Source organism: Thermocrinis jamiesonii (genome assembly GCF_000702425.1).
GTDB classification, from domain to species: domain Bacteria; phylum Aquificota; class Aquificia; order Aquificales; family Aquificaceae; genus Thermocrinis; species Thermocrinis jamiesonii.
On record NZ_JNIE01000003.1, the window covers coordinates 62,252 to 78,646 of the forward strand.

General features: G+C 40.9%; 15 protein-coding genes. 3 read left to right on the plus strand and 12 right to left on the minus strand.

Going from position 1 to position 16,395, the window contains the following annotated elements:
* Positions 1-10 precede the first annotated feature (10 nt).
* Positions 11-445, plus strand: coding sequence for a type IV pilin protein (locus K217_RS07860; RefSeq protein WP_038028085.1), 435 nt, complete (start codon positions 11-13; stop codon positions 443-445).
* On the plus strand, positions 430-2,409 hold the full coding sequence (locus K217_RS0102960) for an STT3 domain-containing protein (protein WP_029551643.1): 1,980 nt from the start codon (positions 430-432) through the stop codon (positions 2,407-2,409). The genes K217_RS07860 and K217_RS0102960 overlap by 16 nt, the downstream gene beginning before the upstream one ends.
* Here the strand turns inward: K217_RS0102960 and K217_RS0102965 are convergent.
* The 8 genes from K217_RS0102965 to K217_RS0103000 all read right to left on the minus strand — a co-directional run bounded on the left by K217_RS0102965 (position 2,375) and on the right by K217_RS0103000 (position 10,474).
* Positions 2,375-2,890 carry a hypothetical protein gene (locus tag K217_RS0102965; protein ID WP_029551644.1) on the minus strand — a complete coding sequence of 172 codons (516 nt, stop codon included), beginning with the start codon at positions 2,888-2,890 and terminating at the stop codon, positions 2,375-2,377. The two genes, K217_RS0102960 and K217_RS0102965, sit on opposite strands and share 35 nt — an antisense overlap.
* Positions 2,845-3,744 carry a type II secretion system protein gene (locus tag K217_RS0102970; protein ID WP_029551645.1) on the minus strand — a complete coding sequence of 300 codons (900 nt, stop codon included), beginning with the start codon at positions 3,742-3,744 and terminating at the stop codon, positions 2,845-2,847. The genes K217_RS0102965 and K217_RS0102970 overlap by 46 nt, the downstream gene beginning before the upstream one ends.
* Complete coding sequence (locus K217_RS0102975; RefSeq protein ID WP_029551646.1) at positions 3,741-4,397, minus strand: type II secretion system protein; 657 nt, start codon at positions 4,395-4,397, stop codon at positions 3,741-3,743. Before K217_RS0102975 ends, K217_RS0102970 begins: the two co-directional genes overlap by 4 nt.
* Entirely contained in the window at positions 4,390-4,848 is a 459-nt protein-coding gene (locus K217_RS0102980) for a pilus assembly FimT family protein (RefSeq protein WP_029551647.1), read from the minus strand. Before K217_RS0102980 ends, K217_RS0102975 begins: the two co-directional genes overlap by 8 nt.
* Positions 4,833-9,710, minus strand: a complete 4,878-nt coding sequence (locus tag K217_RS07560) for a pilus assembly protein (RefSeq protein WP_052178063.1) — start codon at positions 9,708-9,710, stop codon at positions 4,833-4,835. Before K217_RS07560 ends, K217_RS0102980 begins: the two co-directional genes overlap by 16 nt.
* A gap of 79 nt (positions 9,711-9,789) precedes the next feature.
* A complete protein-coding gene (locus K217_RS0102990) occupies positions 9,790-10,017 on the minus strand; it encodes a hypothetical protein (protein ID WP_029551649.1) in 228 nt (75 codons plus the stop codon).
* Positions 10,017-10,256 carry a hypothetical protein gene (locus K217_RS0102995; RefSeq protein WP_029551650.1) on the minus strand — a complete coding sequence of 80 codons (240 nt, stop codon included), beginning with the start codon at positions 10,254-10,256 and terminating at the stop codon, positions 10,017-10,019. Before K217_RS0102995 ends, K217_RS0102990 begins: the two co-directional genes overlap by 1 nt.
* A complete protein-coding gene (locus K217_RS0103000) occupies positions 10,256-10,474 on the minus strand; it encodes a hypothetical protein (protein ID WP_029551651.1) in 219 nt (72 codons plus the stop codon). Before K217_RS0103000 ends, K217_RS0102995 begins: the two co-directional genes overlap by 1 nt.
* Before the next feature lie 71 nt (positions 10,475-10,545).
* On the opposite strand from K217_RS0103000, the gene rnr reads away from it, so the two are divergent.
* Positions 10,546-12,636, plus strand: a complete 2,091-nt coding sequence (gene rnr, locus K217_RS0103005) for a ribonuclease R (protein WP_029551652.1) — start codon at positions 10,546-10,548, stop codon at positions 12,634-12,636.
* Here the strand turns inward: rnr and K217_RS0103010 are convergent.
* The 4 genes from K217_RS0103010 to K217_RS0103025 all read right to left on the minus strand — a co-directional run bounded on the left by K217_RS0103010 (position 12,633) and on the right by K217_RS0103025 (position 16,366).
* Positions 12,633-13,793, minus strand: a complete 1,161-nt coding sequence (locus tag K217_RS0103010; RefSeq protein WP_029551653.1) for an iron-containing alcohol dehydrogenase — start codon at positions 13,791-13,793, stop codon at positions 12,633-12,635. The genes rnr and K217_RS0103010 overlap by 4 nt on opposite strands.
* Entirely contained in the window at positions 13,790-14,233 is a 444-nt protein-coding gene (locus tag K217_RS0103015; protein WP_029551654.1) for a TraR/DksA family transcriptional regulator, read from the minus strand. Before K217_RS0103015 ends, K217_RS0103010 begins: the two co-directional genes overlap by 4 nt.
* Positions 14,234-14,369: 136 nt before the next feature.
* On the minus strand, positions 14,370-15,737 hold the full coding sequence (locus K217_RS0103020; protein ID WP_029551655.1) for a flagellar hook protein FlgE: 1,368 nt from the start codon (positions 15,735-15,737) through the stop codon (positions 14,370-14,372).
* A 2-nt stretch (positions 15,738-15,739) separates the two neighbouring features.
* The gene (locus tag K217_RS0103025; protein WP_029551656.1) at positions 15,740-16,366 is read right to left on the minus strand and encodes a flagellar hook assembly protein FlgD; all 627 of its coding nucleotides are present in this window, start codon (positions 16,364-16,366) and stop codon (positions 15,740-15,742) included.
* Between the last annotated feature and the right edge of the window lie 29 nt (positions 16,367-16,395).

Below are 16,395 nucleotides of genomic sequence, written 5' to 3' on the forward strand. Positions count from 1 at the left end.
TCTTATAGCTATGCCTTTTTTTAACTCCTCCCCCCGCAAGGGGGGTTTTACTTTAATAGAGCTTTTGGTGGTCATTGCGATAATTGCTGTGCTTGCATCTATAGCCATTCCTCAGTATTTGAACTACACAAAAAGGGCTCATCTTTCTTCCTATGTTCTTCCAATGGCAAGAGCTTGCATGGCTGATATTGCCTCTTACTGTTCGGCAAATAATCCAAGCTCAGGGACGGAAACTTACTCTGTAATTGGAAACTCTACCTTCCCTAACTGCGTCGCAAACTACACCACCCCCGTAGGTATGGTAACTGTGTCCGTAGAAGAAAACCCAGTTTGTAACAGTTCAGGAGAGCTTACTGCGGGAAGAATAGTAGCCTACTTTTCTCCAGACGGGCAAAAGGTTGTGTGCAAGGTTGATGTAAAGCCTTTCAAATGCTACATAGAATAAACTGGGCTTTGGTTTTTGCTCTCGCTCTCTCTTTTGCTTTTTCCCTTTTGCCTCACCTTCTTGATATAAGGCAATTCTTCAAACATCAGGAAACTTTCTTTCTTGATGGAAAACCTTTTATACAAAATCCGGATGGTTATTTTTTTGGCAGGCTTGCCAAAGCTTTTGCAGAAGGTGTTCCCATAGAAGAAGATCCGCTTAGAAACTTTCCGGAAGATGGAATTAAATACAGATATACACCCCTTATTAGCGTAATATACGGCTTTTTGATGAAGATGACCGGTCTTCCCTTAGAGTGGGTTGGCTTTTGGTTTTCTCCGATCCTTGGAAGTCTTTTTGTGGTTCCTCTCGTTCTTCTTTGGCACAAGGTTGGTAATCTTTGGATAGGCTTTGCTGGTGCAGTCATCACTGCCTTATCTTCTGCTTACCTTATGAGGGTTTTTGTGCTGGATATAGATACAGATAGCTTAAATCTTTTCTTTATCTTTTCCGTTGCTCTATTTTTGTGGCTTGCTTACCAAAACAAAAACCACTGGAAGGGATACGCCTATTACAGCCTTGCACTGCTTTTTAGCTTTCTGTTTTATTGGTGGTATGCCCATCCTGAGTTTTTCGTCCTTTCCTTTTTAGGTTTTTGGCTTTTGACCTTTAAAAGCAGTAGATTTTTCCTTTTTTCCCTCTTTGGGTTTTTGGTGCTTTGGGTTGGGATCTCCTTTATGGCTGGTTATCCTGTGGGTTTTGATATTCTACAAAGGGTATTTATATACTTTGGTTTTAAGTTTCCTGTGATAGAGTCCCAAAGCATACCGGAAGTTATGAAAACCATCGGAGAGCAAGGAAAGGTTTCTTTTCTTAAAACCTCTGGCTTTTACTTCTCTTCTGAAATACCTTTTTACATAGCCTTAGTGTTTTTACCTGTATTTTTCATAAGGTATATAAAAGTTAATCTACTCCTTCTGCCCCTTTGGGTGCTTCTTTTGTTTGCCTTCTTGAAAGGCAACAACAGGCTTTATATGTATGTTAGCCCACTGCTTAGTATGAGCTTTGCTTACGCTGTGTTTTTTATTTCCCAGCTTAAAAACTATGTGGAAAAGCCCTATCTTAAGGCTTTTGTAGGCTATGCCTTTCCGGCTTTGATGCTTTTGATAGGAATAAATTGGTTGAGTGTGTTGAGCAGGTTTCCCTCGCTTTTTATACAAAAGGAAGTAGTCCAAAGTATGATAGAACTTAAAAAATTCACACCGCAGGATGCAAAAATTTTGACATGGTGGGACTATGGCTACCCAATAGTCTATTATTCCCAAAGGACTGTCTTTCACGACGGTGGTTCCCAGTTTTCTGTAAAAACTCCCCTTATAGCTTACGCTTTGATGAGTGAAGAAGAAAAAGCTAACAGGCTGTTTGCTTGCGTTTCAAATCCAGCGCTCAATCTCAAGACCTTTCAGCAAGTAAGGGAATTGGGACTTTACACAGCCTTAAAAGAAGCTTCAAAATCCTGCAATCCTCCAAGAGTTTATAAAACTTACCTTCTCATCACCGAAGACATGCTTGACAAAATTGGTGCCATATCTTACTTAGCCTTTGGGAAAAGCCAAAGTATCCTAAGACTTCCAAAGTGCGAGCCTCCTTACTGTGAAGATTGGATAAATCAAAGCTTTGGTCTTTATGTGCAAAAGTTTAATCAAAGCACCACGGAGTATGAGTTTAAAAAGGTTGTTGAAGTGCGAGGGCAAGAACTCAAAGAATACGCATACAACAGACAGAAAGGCTTTGTTATCTACAGAGTGATTAAAGATGAAGGAGTGTATGCCTTTGCTGTGCCAGAAAACTTAGAAAAGTCTGCCTTGATAACTCTATACACTATCCGAAAAAACAGGGAGGGATTTAGACTGGTTTATGATAACTTCCCTTATGCGGTGGTGTATGAGATTACCTCATATAAACCGCCTCTATCCTTGCCTTAGAGCCCTGCGGACCTTCCGCTTCAGAGACTATAAAGTATATGTATCCTCTGCCACTTGATGAAGGTCTTGAATATGCTACACCAGCTATCTGTTCTCCCGGAGGTGGAGAGTATCCACTAAAACACACAGTAATTTGATTTATATATCTTCTTTCATGCTCTTCAGATAGCCTATAATCAATGCTCATTTGACAACAATTGTTAGCATCAGTTGGGCTATTATCTGGACAGTAGCCGTTGATCATCGTGTTAAAAACTCCGCTTTTTATCTGAGATAATACGTAGTTTATCCCACCAACAGCCGCCTCTCTAGTGGAGGTGTAAATCTTAACCCTTTCAGCTGTGCCAAAAGTTCTCAGCAGTATGTAGTAAAGCCCAGCAATAGCCACAGCTACCAGTATGCCCGTCACTAAAGCAGAAACAAGGGCTACGCCCTTTACCTTATGTTGTTTAGTGGAATGTCTTCCTCTATAAGTTTCCATCTATATTCCCTCCATTCAGACTCTACCGAAATATTTCCACACCTTTCAAAGGTGTTAGGTGGGTCCATAAGCACCCCTGTTCTACCACCAACCTGAACCAGCATACATATCCTCAGAGCAACTAAGTCGCTAAGATTTGGTGGTGGATTTTCAGTGTAATTGCTTCCGTCAAAGTATCTCACACGAAAAACCGCTACACAGCTTGCCACCGGTTGAGGAACATCACCATAAAGTTCTCTATTTAGGTTAAAAGTCCTTGGCGCACACTCTCTTGGCAGGTTTGTATTGGTCAAGTAGTACCTTACTGCAAAATCTTTTAGTTGTCTGCCATTTGTAGGAAAGACTAAGGTGTTAGGTGGGATGCTTTCATTACAATCCACAAGATTTTTGTTAGTCATATCCAAACATATGCGATGGGATGGTGGGTTAGGGGGACAATTCTCAAGCGTCCAGCGGAGGCTAACAGTTAATTTCCTACCAATGTTATCCACTATCCACCAGCAACCAGAATCTTCAAACTCTCTTACGGAAAGGCTTAAAAAGTAAAGTTCATCCCCGTTGGGACATTGTGCAATACCTACTGTTGAGTTAGAACCTGCAAAAGCATCCAAAGAACTGCAAGTGGGAGAATCCCAAAAACGCAAACTTGATGCTGGCACCCCAAAGCCTATGGATGCTATATCTTTTCTTAAGCTATAAAGTAAAACCTCTATGTCCTGCTCATTTTTGGCAACGAGCGACTGAGTTATAGCCTGCTGAACTATGGTCCTGTAAGCAAAGAATATACCGCCCGCCAAGATAGAAGTAATAGCTATAACTACCAAAACCTCAATTAGAGTTATACCCTTTCTCATGGCAAGCTCCTAATAACAGTGCTGTGAATGCTCTTGTAGTTGCCGTTAGTGTCAAAATACCAGACTATCAAACCAACAGCCCTGCCTATTTCTATGTTAGCACCTTCTCTTTGCAAACTTGCCAAAGTGCTTGCAGTGTAAATAAATCTTCCTTTAAACCTCTCCCCACATTTAAGATTTGGGGTAGTGGGATTTCCGTCTCTATAACAGCATCCACAGTAATCTACATTGCAGTCGCATGGCACTATCCTAAGCCAACTTGCTGTGCTGTTTGCGTTATTTCTAAAAGCCTGATTGTTGCCGTTGTATGGATCGTAAAAGTCTGGGATCCCGTCTCCGTCTGCATCCACATCCTCAAAGGTGCAGTTGCCCCCGATGCATCTGGAAAGATCCCAGTTGTTTGGATAGCTGTAGCCTGTGGAGCAAAGAAAAGGGTTAGGATGATTTGAATCGCAGGATGCAGTAGGTGAAAAGCTTGTAGTTCTTATATAGTTGGCGAAGGCTGTGGATATTTCGCTTGCCCTGTCTTTTAGTTGGTTTCTAATCTGCAGTTCCGTATAAAGCAAAATCCCCCTCAAAAATCCCACCATCACTATAAAGAGTATTATTGCAGCCACCAAAAGCTCTATAAGAGTAAAGCCTTTTCTATTCATACCTTATCCTCCCAAATCTATTTACTATTACTCTCCTAACACCATAGCCATTCTCAATGATAACACTGCCCATTCCCAAGAGACAGTTTTCATTCAAAGGATAACCCCTCCTGTCAAAGACTACGTAGTAGCTGTTATTTACTTTTACACCTGGCGGAAGGCTTTTATCGATTATATTTATTGGTGATACGTCCCGACAGCCACTTTGAATGGAGAATATCCTGTATTGGCTTTGATTGGCAAAGAACCTTATTCCCCATGTTGCATTAGAAGACATAGACCTAAACTGAACCTCTTTTAGGTCATTGACTACTTGAGTAGTAGCTGAGTATAGCCTTTCCCTCAGAACCATGTTTCTTAGCCCCATAAAGGCCACACTACCTAAGATAGCAATTATCACAATAACCACCAAAAGCTCAAATACGCTAAAACCTCTTACTTTTCTATCCATAGCAAGAACCTTTCCCTAGATTCTATAGTAGGTTGCTGGCTAAATCTCAAAATTACACCCGTTCCTATTTGAACAAACTTCTCACTTCCCTCTTTAGTAGAAGATTGCAAAGCTTGGAATGGATTACCTAAAGGTGGCATACCAGAACTCACCTGCATCTTTGATTTAATGCTTACAGTTTGACCTATGGCAATAGTGCCAATTACCGCTTCAGGAGAAAGCACAGAAGGTCTTGGATAAGGTCTGCCGGTCTTGTAATAAACCACAATCAAATTGGAAGAGCCACCAAACTCGCATATATCCTGAGGTGGCACAAAGGTTAGCGCATCCACTATGCCACCAAGCACTAAAGGTTGGGAATATATGCCTTCGTTGGTGAGCTCGTGATACCAACCTCTTACCGGTTCAGCGTGAGCAATGGTTGTAGTTGTGTTATAAACCACATCCCGCATACCACACCCTGCACTATCACACATACACATCTGTTTTATTTCGGACACCACTACATCTGTAGTGCTATTAGTAACATTTTCCATGTCATTTTTGCGGTAAGTAACACAGGAGGAACCGTTCCAATTATCGTCCTTAAAACCTATGAAGTAATTTTTGTAAGGTATTGTTTTGTCATTTTGGCTCAAGTATCTTCCAGTTCCGAAAAAGACCCATAGCTTGTTGTTTTCATCCTTTGTAAAGTTTGCTGCACCAAAAACTGGGGGTGAGTGTCCAGCGGTTTTAAAGCTTTCAAGATCAACTACGTTGCATATATCATTACTTCTTAGACTACTTACCGTTTTGTAGTTGTTTCCAGACCTGAGGCTAAGCCTGTAGAAGTTGCCCCAATATTTGCCACTGTTGTCTTTACCGTAAGCTCCAAAGTAGATAACATCATCCTGATAGTCGCTATCCACATCTACTACCGTTATATCACCTACCGCAGCTGACACGTTGTTGGGAATTGGAATATCTATGGTTTTAACTATGTCGCCGGTTCTTAAGTTTATGAAATAAAGCTTGGGAGAATTTGTGAAGCTTTCTCCAGCTGGGTCCTTTGGACCTGAGCCTATTACCACATACCACTCACCGTTTTTATTTCTGTCTCCAAGACGAACTACAGCAGGATGGGACGTGGTGAGGGTTTTGTCAGGCAAAGAAACTTCCCACAGCAGTTGGGGATTACTCAAATTTGTAATATTAAGGGCAAACACGGAGGAAGAGTAATTGCCAAGCTCTTTACCACCAAACCCCATAGTTCCCACAAGAACTGTTCTCCAGCTATTTACATCCTTAGGCGAATTTTCAGGACCACCAATGGACGCATCAAAGACGTAAGTTCTATAATCTACAGTGGGAACTCTGCAGTATTCAGGATGTCCTTGCCACACCAAGTAAGGAAGGGCATTTTTTGGAATAAAAGCCCATTCTTCCCTTCCTATTAGATCTGTTAAGTCGTTGTCAGGAGCATTGACTAATTTCACTGGCGTGTCTGGATCTCCAGTTTCCTTCACATACCCTACCCTAAAGGCATGAAGCATGCCATCGTTCGCACCAACAAATAGAAGAGAAGGCCTGTTTTTGTATTGAGCGGTGCGTATGTAATCTAAATAGGTTCTGTCTCCATATCTTAGATGGTAGATGTTTAGAGGATCCGAGCCGGCTACAGATGGAGTGCTGGCGTATATGTCTCCTAGTTTCCACGTTGCATCACCCGAAGAGCTATAGCCTGGACAGATGCTTGAAAAGGTAGTTGTGTCAAACTCTCTGACCCTTCTAACGTAGCTCAAGCTCCCGCATGTTGTATCATTGCTCAAATTCTCGCCCCTTATGTATCTTATGATGCAGTCCGCTTTTGTCTGGTCAATGGTATTATCAACTGCTTGGAAGGCATCCCTTATGTCAGTTTCTCCAGTTTGGAAGGGGTGAAGAGTACCGTTTTTGTTGTATAAGATTATTCTATCCTGCTGTCTTGTGAGAGCAAGCTGGCAAGAACTTTCAAAGACAGGCCTAACTTGGTTAAAGTCTATAACACTCTCTCTGGTGCAAGAACTGGATACATCCGATCCTTGAAGTATGGCGACTTTTGTTTCGTTGCTGGAAGCATCAAAAAAGAACTGAAATATTTTGTCAAAGACTACACCCACAAGGTTCAGGATTTTGTCTGCCGTGGTATCCTCCCTTAAGTTTTGCTTTGTATCCACCCAAAAAGAGCGCAAAAAGCCTATCCAGGATATTTCCTTTCCGTCGGCGGTTGTGTATTTGGGATAGAAGTAGGGTTGGACTATTACAGAAGAAACCGAAGCTCTGGAGGTTAAAGTGGCAACGGTGGCACCAGCGGAAGCTTTGCGGAGGATGTCTGAAAAAACTTTTGTTAAAGATTCTTCCATTTTGATTGGATTAGCTACAAAGAAATAAGTATCAGGTACTTCGTCCCCGTCTTTATCCCATTCACTTTGTAAATCTGGAATACCATTTCCATTCATATCATCAAATCCACCCCACTTTGCGGCATACCATAGTGGGTCTTTGAGCTGTCCAGCAGTAGTTCCAGAAACCATAAAGGTTCTACTCCAAGTTAAAGGCATGTTGGCAATGACGGAAGGTGTATCACCATCAGCGCTGTTAGGAACATCTCTGTCTTTCACAACAAGCCATTGTCCATCTTCCGTTGTCCCACTTATGAAGAACCCCAAGACTTGGTCAATACATCCAGCAGCATACTCAGAGGTTAATCTGACTTCAATTTGATTACTTCCGATTGGTCTGATTTCATACAAGACCACCGCATCCATGTCGTGGTCTGCGCCTTGTTCCACATCCTCAAAGTTTATCCTAAACTTAGCATAAGTTAAATTTCCGCTTGAATCGTAATCAACCTGTTCTACATAAAAATCAACTATTTGATTCGTAGGACAAAACGCATTTGAGCTGCATCCACTGATAGTTAAATTTCCATGTCCATCCCTGCTTACAGTGCATTTTTGAAAGCAATTATTGTAGACACCTAAGCATCCACTTACACTTTTTGCAAGTGGAGCAATCCTTACCACTTTATCACCCACCTTAATGGCTATATCTGGTATCGGAGATGATAAAACCACAGAGTAAGTTTTTAAGTTTGGTGGTTGTCGTCCAGAAAAGTTATCTCTAAATCTCGTGTTTGCATAGTAGGCTATACTGGCAGAATAGTAGCTTCCCTGTTTTGTAGGTTCCTCTGGACAAAGCCCTCTTATGTTAGAAAGACTGGATACAGACTTAGAAGAACATATGAAATCATAGAAAGAACCACTTTGCCCAATAAAGTAGTTGCCAGTTATTCCTTCAAAAGTGCTGATGGTGTTTGCAAGATTTGAAACATTTAATCCAACCAAGTCCCCACTTGAACCACCAAAAGCTGACCCAGGAAGCTTGTCTGAATCATAGCTTGGATAAGGATCACTGAAGACTATCATAAACGGTTTTGAACATATCGGAAATAGTTCATAAGGCATGTAATATCTTGAACCACTTCTTATCCCCCAATCTGGTTTAGGCAAGTTCAGCCCGCTATCTTGACTTCCAGAATAGGTAAAATCAGATGTTGGAGAGCTCTTACCTGCAAGGTATCTTACAGCTTCATACATCATCTCTGCAATAGGATTGCCCCACATTCTACATTGTCCTTCTGATAATGGAGCGTTCGTAATCCAACCACAGGATCCTCCAGATGGATCTTGATAAGAGTAATCAGAATATCTAAAACCTACCACAGTCATCCTATCTAAGGTTAGAATTATGTTCCCAGGAACATTTTCTGAAGTTTGAAATATACCAGTATTTGGATTTAATTCATCCTGAATAGTCCAGATATTTTTTCTTAGAACTCCACCGCTTAGGTTCTTAGTGTAAGAACCTGTTAATAAACCAAAATACATTTTTGCCCTATCAATACAAAGACCCTCTGTGCTCGTATCACAATCGCTATCTGTATTACAAGGTTTAAGAGATTTACTGCACCACTTTCCACCATCTTCGTATTCACCATATTTTTGAAGAAGCCCTATTGGCTTATATGTCCCACCTGGATATCTTTTACAATTCTCTTCAAGTCCAACAGAAGGATCGCAAACTTTGACCCTAATGTAATAGTCTTGTATATCATTTCTTGTCCCAACAGGACCTCTTCTCCATCTAGAAGGAGTTCCAGGTCCACTACATACCGCTCTCTCTGAAGAAGCCCACTCCCATATTCTATGTCCATCATTTAGAGCTACTCTTATTTTTCTCGTATCTCCCACTGAAGTGCTGGTAATACAAAAGAGATGTCGTCTCCCAGGAGAAGGTGGATCAAAAGGTGTTAACAATCTAGTATCTGACCCTGCGTATTCTTTTCCCCAGCTATGGGCATCCTGAGGAATGTAAGTAGCTTCAAGGATTGTTTCGCTTGAACTATCAGTAGACCTATATCCACCATAAAGAACTTTTCTTAACACATCAATACGTGCCATAGTTAGCCAGTTCAAGAAGTTCCCACTCCATTCGTTAGCTCCACCGCAGTATTTGTTGTTTGTCCTTCTCGTTGGAACGAATTTTGCATTAGCTCCGCTTCCTTGATACCTATAGCATTTATAAGGATCAAAGTATCCGTAATAGTCTATGGAATGTTTGTATCCTACGTCCAACCTTCCATCTCCGTCAAGGTCCGAAGCGTCGTTATAGGCTTCATAATAAAGTTTGTGGTCCCTGCTCATTACAAGCATTACAATAGGAGGCACAGATGTTCCTACGGTAGGAGGTATGTAGCAGTAATCAGACATACTTGCACTATAAGATTTTTGGGTGCTGAAAGATATCAATACCACCAGACAAAGGAGTAAAATCCTCCTCATTTTCCAGTCCTCCTGGTAAGTTAAAAGGATAATCCATTTAAAGTTTGCTAACGTGATACAAGCGTGAAGGAGAAAGGTTTTATTTCTCCCCTTTATGAGGAACCTCTAAAACTTTGTATAGAAGCATGCGGATCTCTGTAAATTCTTTCCTTATATCCTTTATATCTCTTTTTATTTCTCTAACATCTTCTTCGAGCTTGTCTATTTGCCTGTTGGTGTCATCAATACGTTTGTTTAAAAGGAAAGCATATCCCGTGGTAATTCCCGCCACGCTTGCTATGATCGTTAGCGTCTGTATCCAATACATCACTTTTCCTCTTTGTGGGGAACCTCTAAAACCTTATACAAAAGCATACGGATCTCTTTTAGCTCATCTTCAAGTTTGTCCATCCTCTGCTCCAACCTATCCATTCTATGCTCCAGCCTATCCATTCTTCTATTCAAGTCCTCCCTTAGGTCATCTATTCGCTTGTTCAAAAGAAAGGCATAGCCTGTCAAAATTCCAGCCATACTTGCTATTATCGTCAGCGTTTGTGTCCAGTCCATCATTTTTCCTCCTTATGAGGAACCTCTAAAACCTTATACAAAAGCATGCGTATCTCTTTTAGCTCATCTTCAAGCCTGTCCATTCTTCTGTTTAAGTCCTCCCTTAGGTCGTCTATTCGCCTGTTGGTGTCATCAATGCGTTTGTTTAAAAGGAAAGCGTATCCTGTGATAATTCCAGCTATACTCGCTATGATCGTTAGCGTTTGTGTCCAATCCATAGTTTAATTTTATTTCTTTTGTCTTTGGATGGCGGTTTGGGAAAAAAGCTTTAAAATATTATGCATCTATCATGAAAGAAAGTTTCTTTAAGGAAGAAGACATAATAAAAGCACTAAAGAGAAAGCCCTTAAACTTCAGTGAGCTTGTTAAACACTTTTCTGTAGATAAAAAAGGCAGAAAGGTACTAAAAAAAATCCTCAAAAAACTTAAAAAGAAAGGTCTTATAACTGTTAGCAATGGAAAATATAAATTAGCTAAAGAGGACGTAGTTGTTGGCACAGTAATTGCAAATCCCAATGGTTTTGGCTTTCTTTCGTTGGGAGAGGGGAAAAAGGATCTTTACATCCCTCCCTTTGAAATGGAAAAGCTTTTGCACGGGGACAAAATAAGAGCTAAGGTAGTGGAGTTTGAAGGGAAGAAGGAAATAAGAGTTCTAAAAGTTCTAAAGAGGGGGAAAAAAGAAATAGTCTGTTCCATTAGAAAGACAAAAAAAGCATGCTATGGAATACCCTTAGATGAAAATAGTTTTCACACGGTGATGTTGCCAACAGAAGCATGTAAGGATCTAAAAGATGGTTATATAGTGCTTGTGGAAATAACCCGTTATCCTTCCAAAAACTTTCCTATGGCTGGCAAGGTAAAACGGATTTTGGGAGACCCAAAAGAGAGAAATCTTATAGTTGATATACTAATATACAAGTACAGGTTACCCACTGAACATAAACCAGAAACTCTGAAAGAAGCAGAAAAGTTGTTTATTGATTGGGAAAAAGAACTTAAAAGGAGAAGAGACTTAAGAGACAACCTATGCTTTACAATAGACCCTCCAAAGGCGAGGGACTTCGACGATGCGGTAGCAATAGAAAAAACGCCAGAAGGTTACTATCGTCTTTGGGTGCACATAGCAGATGTTTCTTATTTTGTAAAAGAAGGCTCAGCCATTGATAAAGAAGCCTTTGAAAGAGGTTTTACTTTCTATCTTCCAGACAGAGCACTTCATATGCTCCCTGAAAAACTTTCTGCAGACCTTTGCAGTCTTAAACCAGAAGAAGACAAGCTTGCCTTTACCTGCGAAATGGTTTTTAATTCAAAAGGGGATCTGCTTTGGTATGACATATACGAAAGCATAATAAGAAGTAAAGCAAGACTGACTTATGATGAAGCCCTTAGGTTAATAGTAGGGGACCCAGCCCTTGAAAAGAAATATCCCTATCTTATAGAACCTTTGAGATTAATGGAAGATCTGTATAGGATCCTTTCTTACAGAAGATGGGAAAGGGGTAGTATAGACTTTGACCTACCAGAGGCAGAAGTAATAGTGGATGAATACGGAGAGCCTACCGCAGTAGTCCCCTATCAACGTCACATAGCCCACAGAATAATAGAACACTTTATGATTTCTGCCAACGAAACGGTAGCAAAGCACCTTGAGACTGTAGGATACCCGTGTCTTTACAGAATTCATGAAAAACCAGATATGAAAAAAGTAGAAAACTTACTTGAAATCCTTGAGGGTCTTGGATACAAAGTTAAAAAACTCTCCCTTGAACCAAAGTTTTTTCAAAAAGTAATAGAAGACTTTGAAGGAAGAGATGAAGAAAACTTGGTAAGATTTTTAACATTGCGTAGTATGATGAAGGCAAAGTATTCTCCGCACAACTTGGGACACTTTGGACTTGCAAGCGACGGATACGCACACTTTACCTCACCTATCAGAAGGTATGCAGATTTAGTGGTTCATAGACTTTTAAAGAAGGCTCTACGTGGAGAAAAAATAGACTATCAAAAAACGGTGGAGTATTTGGAATTTGTCGGCGAACATTTGTCCATTCAGGAGGATCTGGCTGAAAAAGTAGAAAAAGAAGCGATAGAAAGGTTAAAGGTTAGGCTGATGAAAAGCAAAATAGGAGAAGAGTTTGAAGGCATTATAACGAGCGTGACATCTTTTGGGTTCTTTGTGGAGCTAAAAGACTACCTTGTAAGGGGATTAGTCAGCATAACTTCCTTGGAAGGGGATACATACATATATGACGAAAAGGCACACAGACTGGTAGGATACAGAACAGGAAAAGTTTATCGCTTAGGAGATAAAGTAAAGGTAAAGTTAGTATCCGTAGATGAAGAAAGGGCAAGGCTTAACTTTGTGCTAAAAGAAGCTTAAAAACCTTCATAGGATTGTTGGTATAGCTTTAGTATATCTTCCATTGAAGGCTCTACAGGATTTATCGGAAAAAGTCCCCTTGAGAGCATGTAGGTATCTTCTGCCAACCTTTCAAGCTTTTCCTTTTCCACTCCCAACTCTTTAAGACTTACACGCATACCAACCTTTTCTAAAAAATCTGCTACTGCAGAAACCGCCTTTTCAGGCTTAGGTTCGTATCCCATGATTTCTGCAAACAAGGCATACTTTTTGGGATTGCCTTTGTAGTTAAAGTTAGTTATAGCTGGTGCCAAAGCGGCAAGCCCTTCGGCGTGGGCTATGTTTGGATAGTGTGCGGAGACAGGATGTTCCATACCGTGAATTAGCGCTACCCTTTTTTTATCTATGGCAATACCTGCAAGCATGGCAGCATAGCTCATCCATTCCCTTGCTTTGAGGTTACTCGGTTCCGAAACTGCCACAGGCAACCATTCTTTTATTATCCTCAGAGCCCTTATGGCCAATTCATCCGCAAAGACGTTTTCCACTTTGTTTGTGAGAGACTCAAGGGCGTGGATGAAAGCATCTACTCCGGTAATGGCGGTAAGCTTTGGGCTCATAGAAAGGCAAAGCTCTGGGTCTATTAAGGCTACTTTCGGATAGTTCAGAGAGTGGGATATAACCAACTTTTCCTTTCTGATAGGGTTTGATATCACCGAATAGCGATTCACTTCGCTCCCTGTTCCTGCAGTTGTAGGTATGCATATTACCGGTCTGTTAAGATAGGGAATAAGTCTCGGACCTTCTGGATAATTAACATAGTCCCAAGCGTAACCTTCATTGGAAGAAACTATAGAAACCGCTTTTGCGGTATCTAATGCACTACCTCCCCCCAAACCTACTATGTAATCTATTTTTTCTTCAACCACTATTTGGCTTGCCTCATTCACTATCTTATCTGTCGGATTTGGTTCTACCTTGTCGTAGACGATTACCTTTTCCACTCCCCAACTTTTAAGGGAGCCTAAAGCTTTTTCCAAAGCACCATTTTCCTTAGCGCTTTTTCTTCCGGTTATTATGATAGCTCTGTATCCGTATCTTTTTGCTACCTCTCCAAGACTTTTAATCCTTCCTCTGCCAAATATTATTTCAACAGGAAGGTAAAAATCAAAGTTCATGCTTCTGTGATGTCTTCTCTTTGAATCTCCATCTCCTCAGGTAGTGTGCCTTCAAATATCATAGGTGTATAAGTTGGGATAATTCCCTCTTCTTCTGCCTTCTCTGCACAGTGAGCATGATATCTTGTCCAAGGAATGGCTAAAAGTCTTTCGTATTCTATGTATTCACCACAGTATTCGCATACCCCATAAGTTCCCGCCTGTATTTTCTGCAATGCATAATCTATTTCCTTTATCACGAACATCTCTCTGGCAGATAGATTATCCAGTATTTCTTGGGTATAGGTCATTTGGCTCAAATCTTCTTGATCTCCGGGTTCCCTTATCTGCTCGCCTATTCTACTTTGAGTGTCTTCTATCTTTCTGAACCGCTCTAACAGCTTTTCTTTTTCTTGCTCAAGCTTCTCCTTAAGTATAGCCAACTGCTCTGGGGTTAGCATAGCTTAAACCTCCTTGATTAATTAATTTTTTTGATTATACTACAGAAGCGGTACCAAGTCAGATAGAAAGGATTAACAAGAACAACACTCACCTTCCCCTCTCTAAGCTTCCCTCCCTTTTACCCAGTTTCTAAGGTTATCTGACCAAGTTTATTGTATCATCAAGTATGGCATTTGTTGCGGTTATTGTTCTGGCGTTTGCTTGATATGACCTTTGAGCGGAAATTAGGTTTATGAACTCCGTAGCTATATCCACATTTGACATCTCCAACATACCAGAGCGGACTTTTTCTGCACCACCCGGTGCCATTATTGTTGGTGTAGAAATAGAAGTATAAAGGTTAGCACCCTTCTTTATAAGCTCCTCCGGATCGGGGAAAACAGCTATGGCTACCCTGTAAAGAGGTAAGGATTTGCCGTTGGAGTATACACCCACTACTGCACCGTCTTCGGAAAGAACATAAACATCCACCAGGTCCCCCTTGGCGTATCCGTCTTGGTCTGCGGTTACTATGAAATCTGCAGAGTATTGAGTAATGTAGGAATTTGATATTGGATCTCCAATATTTGGGGCACCTACTTGGGGCGTTTCACCTACGTATATGCGCCAATCTGCAGCAGCTGGAAAGGTTCCTCCGCTGGGTGTAGTAGTAGGAACAGTTAAGGAAGCAGGGTTTAAATAATACAAAAAGCTTCTTCCGTCAGGGGATGGTTCTCTAACTACATCGCCGTCATAAATCAACTTACCAGAAGGATCAAACTGCACATTTGTCCAATTACCTGACAGCTCATAACCAGCAGTGCTGGGATTAATGTCCGAGCGCAGGTAAATTTCCCACATATTTGTTGCTGATTTTCTAAAAAATAGGTCCGCCTGATAGGGAGTGCCCAAACTGTCGTATATTGTTATGGTGTATTTGTAATTGTAGGAAGTTGGATCGTTTGGGTCAAAGGGTGTTGCTGGCACGGCAGCGTCAGCGTTTAAATTGGAAGGTTGTAAAAAGGTGATTGTTCCTGTGGATTTTGGAGGAAGTTGTTGTATAACGTGTATGTCCTCAAGCCCAGTACCTATGGTCCTTCCCTTCTCATCCACTCTAAAACCCTGTAGTTTTAAACCACCAGAGTTTACCATATAACCATCCCTGCTAAGTCTGAATTGCCCATCTCTGGTGTAATAGAACGTGTTGCTTATCGGATCCTTAATTATAAAAAGACCTCTACCTTGTATAGCAAGGTCTGTATTTACACCTGTCTGTTTAAAGTTGCCTATGGTCCAGAGCTTCTGCGTGCTATCCACCAAAATACCTGCCCCATACGTGGTAGATTTCATAGTGTTCGTCACAGTATTTAGGCCTATAGTAACTGAAGATATCACATCTTGAAAGACGGGCCTGCTTCCCTTAAAGCCTATGGTATTTACGTTAGCTAAGTTATCAGAGGTTATGTCCATCCAAGTTCTGTATGCGTTGAGTCCTGTAACTGCGTTAAAAAAGCTTCTCATCATGGTTAAGCACCCCCTATGTATATTATTTTTGACGGGCTTAGTAAGCTACCATCGGCAAGCTCAAAAAGAAGCTCTCCGTTTATAACTGCCGCAGCTTTTATAACACCCCTCAAGCCAACTTGCACGTAAGGATATTCCATTCCGTCTTTGTATATCTTAACTTTAAACTGCCCTCCTGGAAAGCCATCCAAACTGAGTTCATTTAAACCCTTTTTAAGGTCCATCCTTAACTCTTTCACTACCGTATCTCCATCCATAAACTTAACGACCACATCGTTTATATCTTCCGAAGAAAGAAGAGTGTATTTTCCTTCCTTTAGCGTGCTAACCTCATCAACCGAAAAAACAACATCCTTACCCACTAGGGAAAGACTGGAAATTAGGGTAGATTGGTTGAAGAGAGCCTTTATACCTTCGGTAAAAGATCTTATGTCGTTAAAAAACCTAACTTGGTTTAACTTGACCACATCGTCTAACATCTTTGAAAGGTCCTGTGCTTGGAAAGGATCCTGATATCTTAGCGTCTCCAGATATATTTTTAGAAAATCTTCGGAGCTCATACTATCTACACCAGGGGTGTAATTAGGTGGCAAAACCTTTGGTGCGAATGGTTTCAAGCTTACTTCCATCTTTACCCCTCCTTTCTTTTTTTAAATCC

Bases quoted from the DNA above. Each gene is read 5' to 3' on its own strand.
- K217_RS0102990 (WP_029551649.1), bottom strand. From the start codon at position 10,017: ATGTATTGGATACAGACGCTAACGATCATAGCAAGCGTGGCGGGAATT.
- K217_RS0102970 (WP_029551645.1), bottom strand. From the start codon at position 3,744: ATGAGAAAGGGTATAACTCTAATTGAGGTTTTGGTAGTTATAGCTATT.
- K217_RS0103020 (WP_029551655.1), bottom strand. From the start codon at position 15,737: ATGATGAGAAGCTTTTTTAACGCAGTTACAGGACTCAACGCATACAGA.
- K217_RS0103015 (WP_029551654.1), bottom strand. From the start codon at position 14,233: ATGCTAACCCCAGAGCAGTTGGCTATACTTAAGGAGAAGCTTGAGCAA.
- K217_RS07860 (WP_038028085.1), top strand. From the start codon at position 11: ATGCCTTTTTTTAACTCCTCCCCCCGCAAGGGGGGTTTTACTTTAATA.
- K217_RS07560 (WP_052178063.1), bottom strand. From the start codon at position 9,710: ATGAGGAGGATTTTACTCCTTTGTCTGGTGGTATTGATATCTTTCAGC.
- K217_RS0103025 (WP_029551656.1), bottom strand. From the start codon at position 16,366: ATGGAAGTAAGCTTGAAACCATTCGCACCAAAGGTTTTGCCACCTAAT.
- K217_RS0103010 (WP_029551653.1), bottom strand. From the start codon at position 13,793: ATGAACTTTGATTTTTACCTTCCTGTTGAAATAATATTTGGCAGAGGA.
- rnr (WP_029551652.1), top strand. From the start codon at position 10,546: ATGAAAGAAAGTTTCTTTAAGGAAGAAGACATAATAAAAGCACTAAAG.
- K217_RS0102980 (WP_029551647.1), bottom strand. From the start codon at position 4,848: ATGGATAGAAAAGTAAGAGGTTTTAGCGTATTTGAGCTTTTGGTGGTT.
- K217_RS0103000 (WP_029551651.1), bottom strand. From the start codon at position 10,474: ATGGATTGGACACAAACGCTAACGATCATAGCGAGTATAGCTGGAATT.
- K217_RS0102975 (WP_029551646.1), bottom strand. From the start codon at position 4,397: ATGAATAGAAAAGGCTTTACTCTTATAGAGCTTTTGGTGGCTGCAATA.
- K217_RS0102995 (WP_029551650.1), bottom strand. From the start codon at position 10,256: ATGGACTGGACACAAACGCTGACGATAATAGCAAGTATGGCTGGAATT.
- K217_RS0102960 (WP_029551643.1), top strand. From the start codon at position 430: ATGCTACATAGAATAAACTGGGCTTTGGTTTTTGCTCTCGCTCTCTCT.
- K217_RS0102965 (WP_029551644.1), bottom strand. From the start codon at position 2,890: ATGGAAACTTATAGAGGAAGACATTCCACTAAACAACATAAGGTAAAG.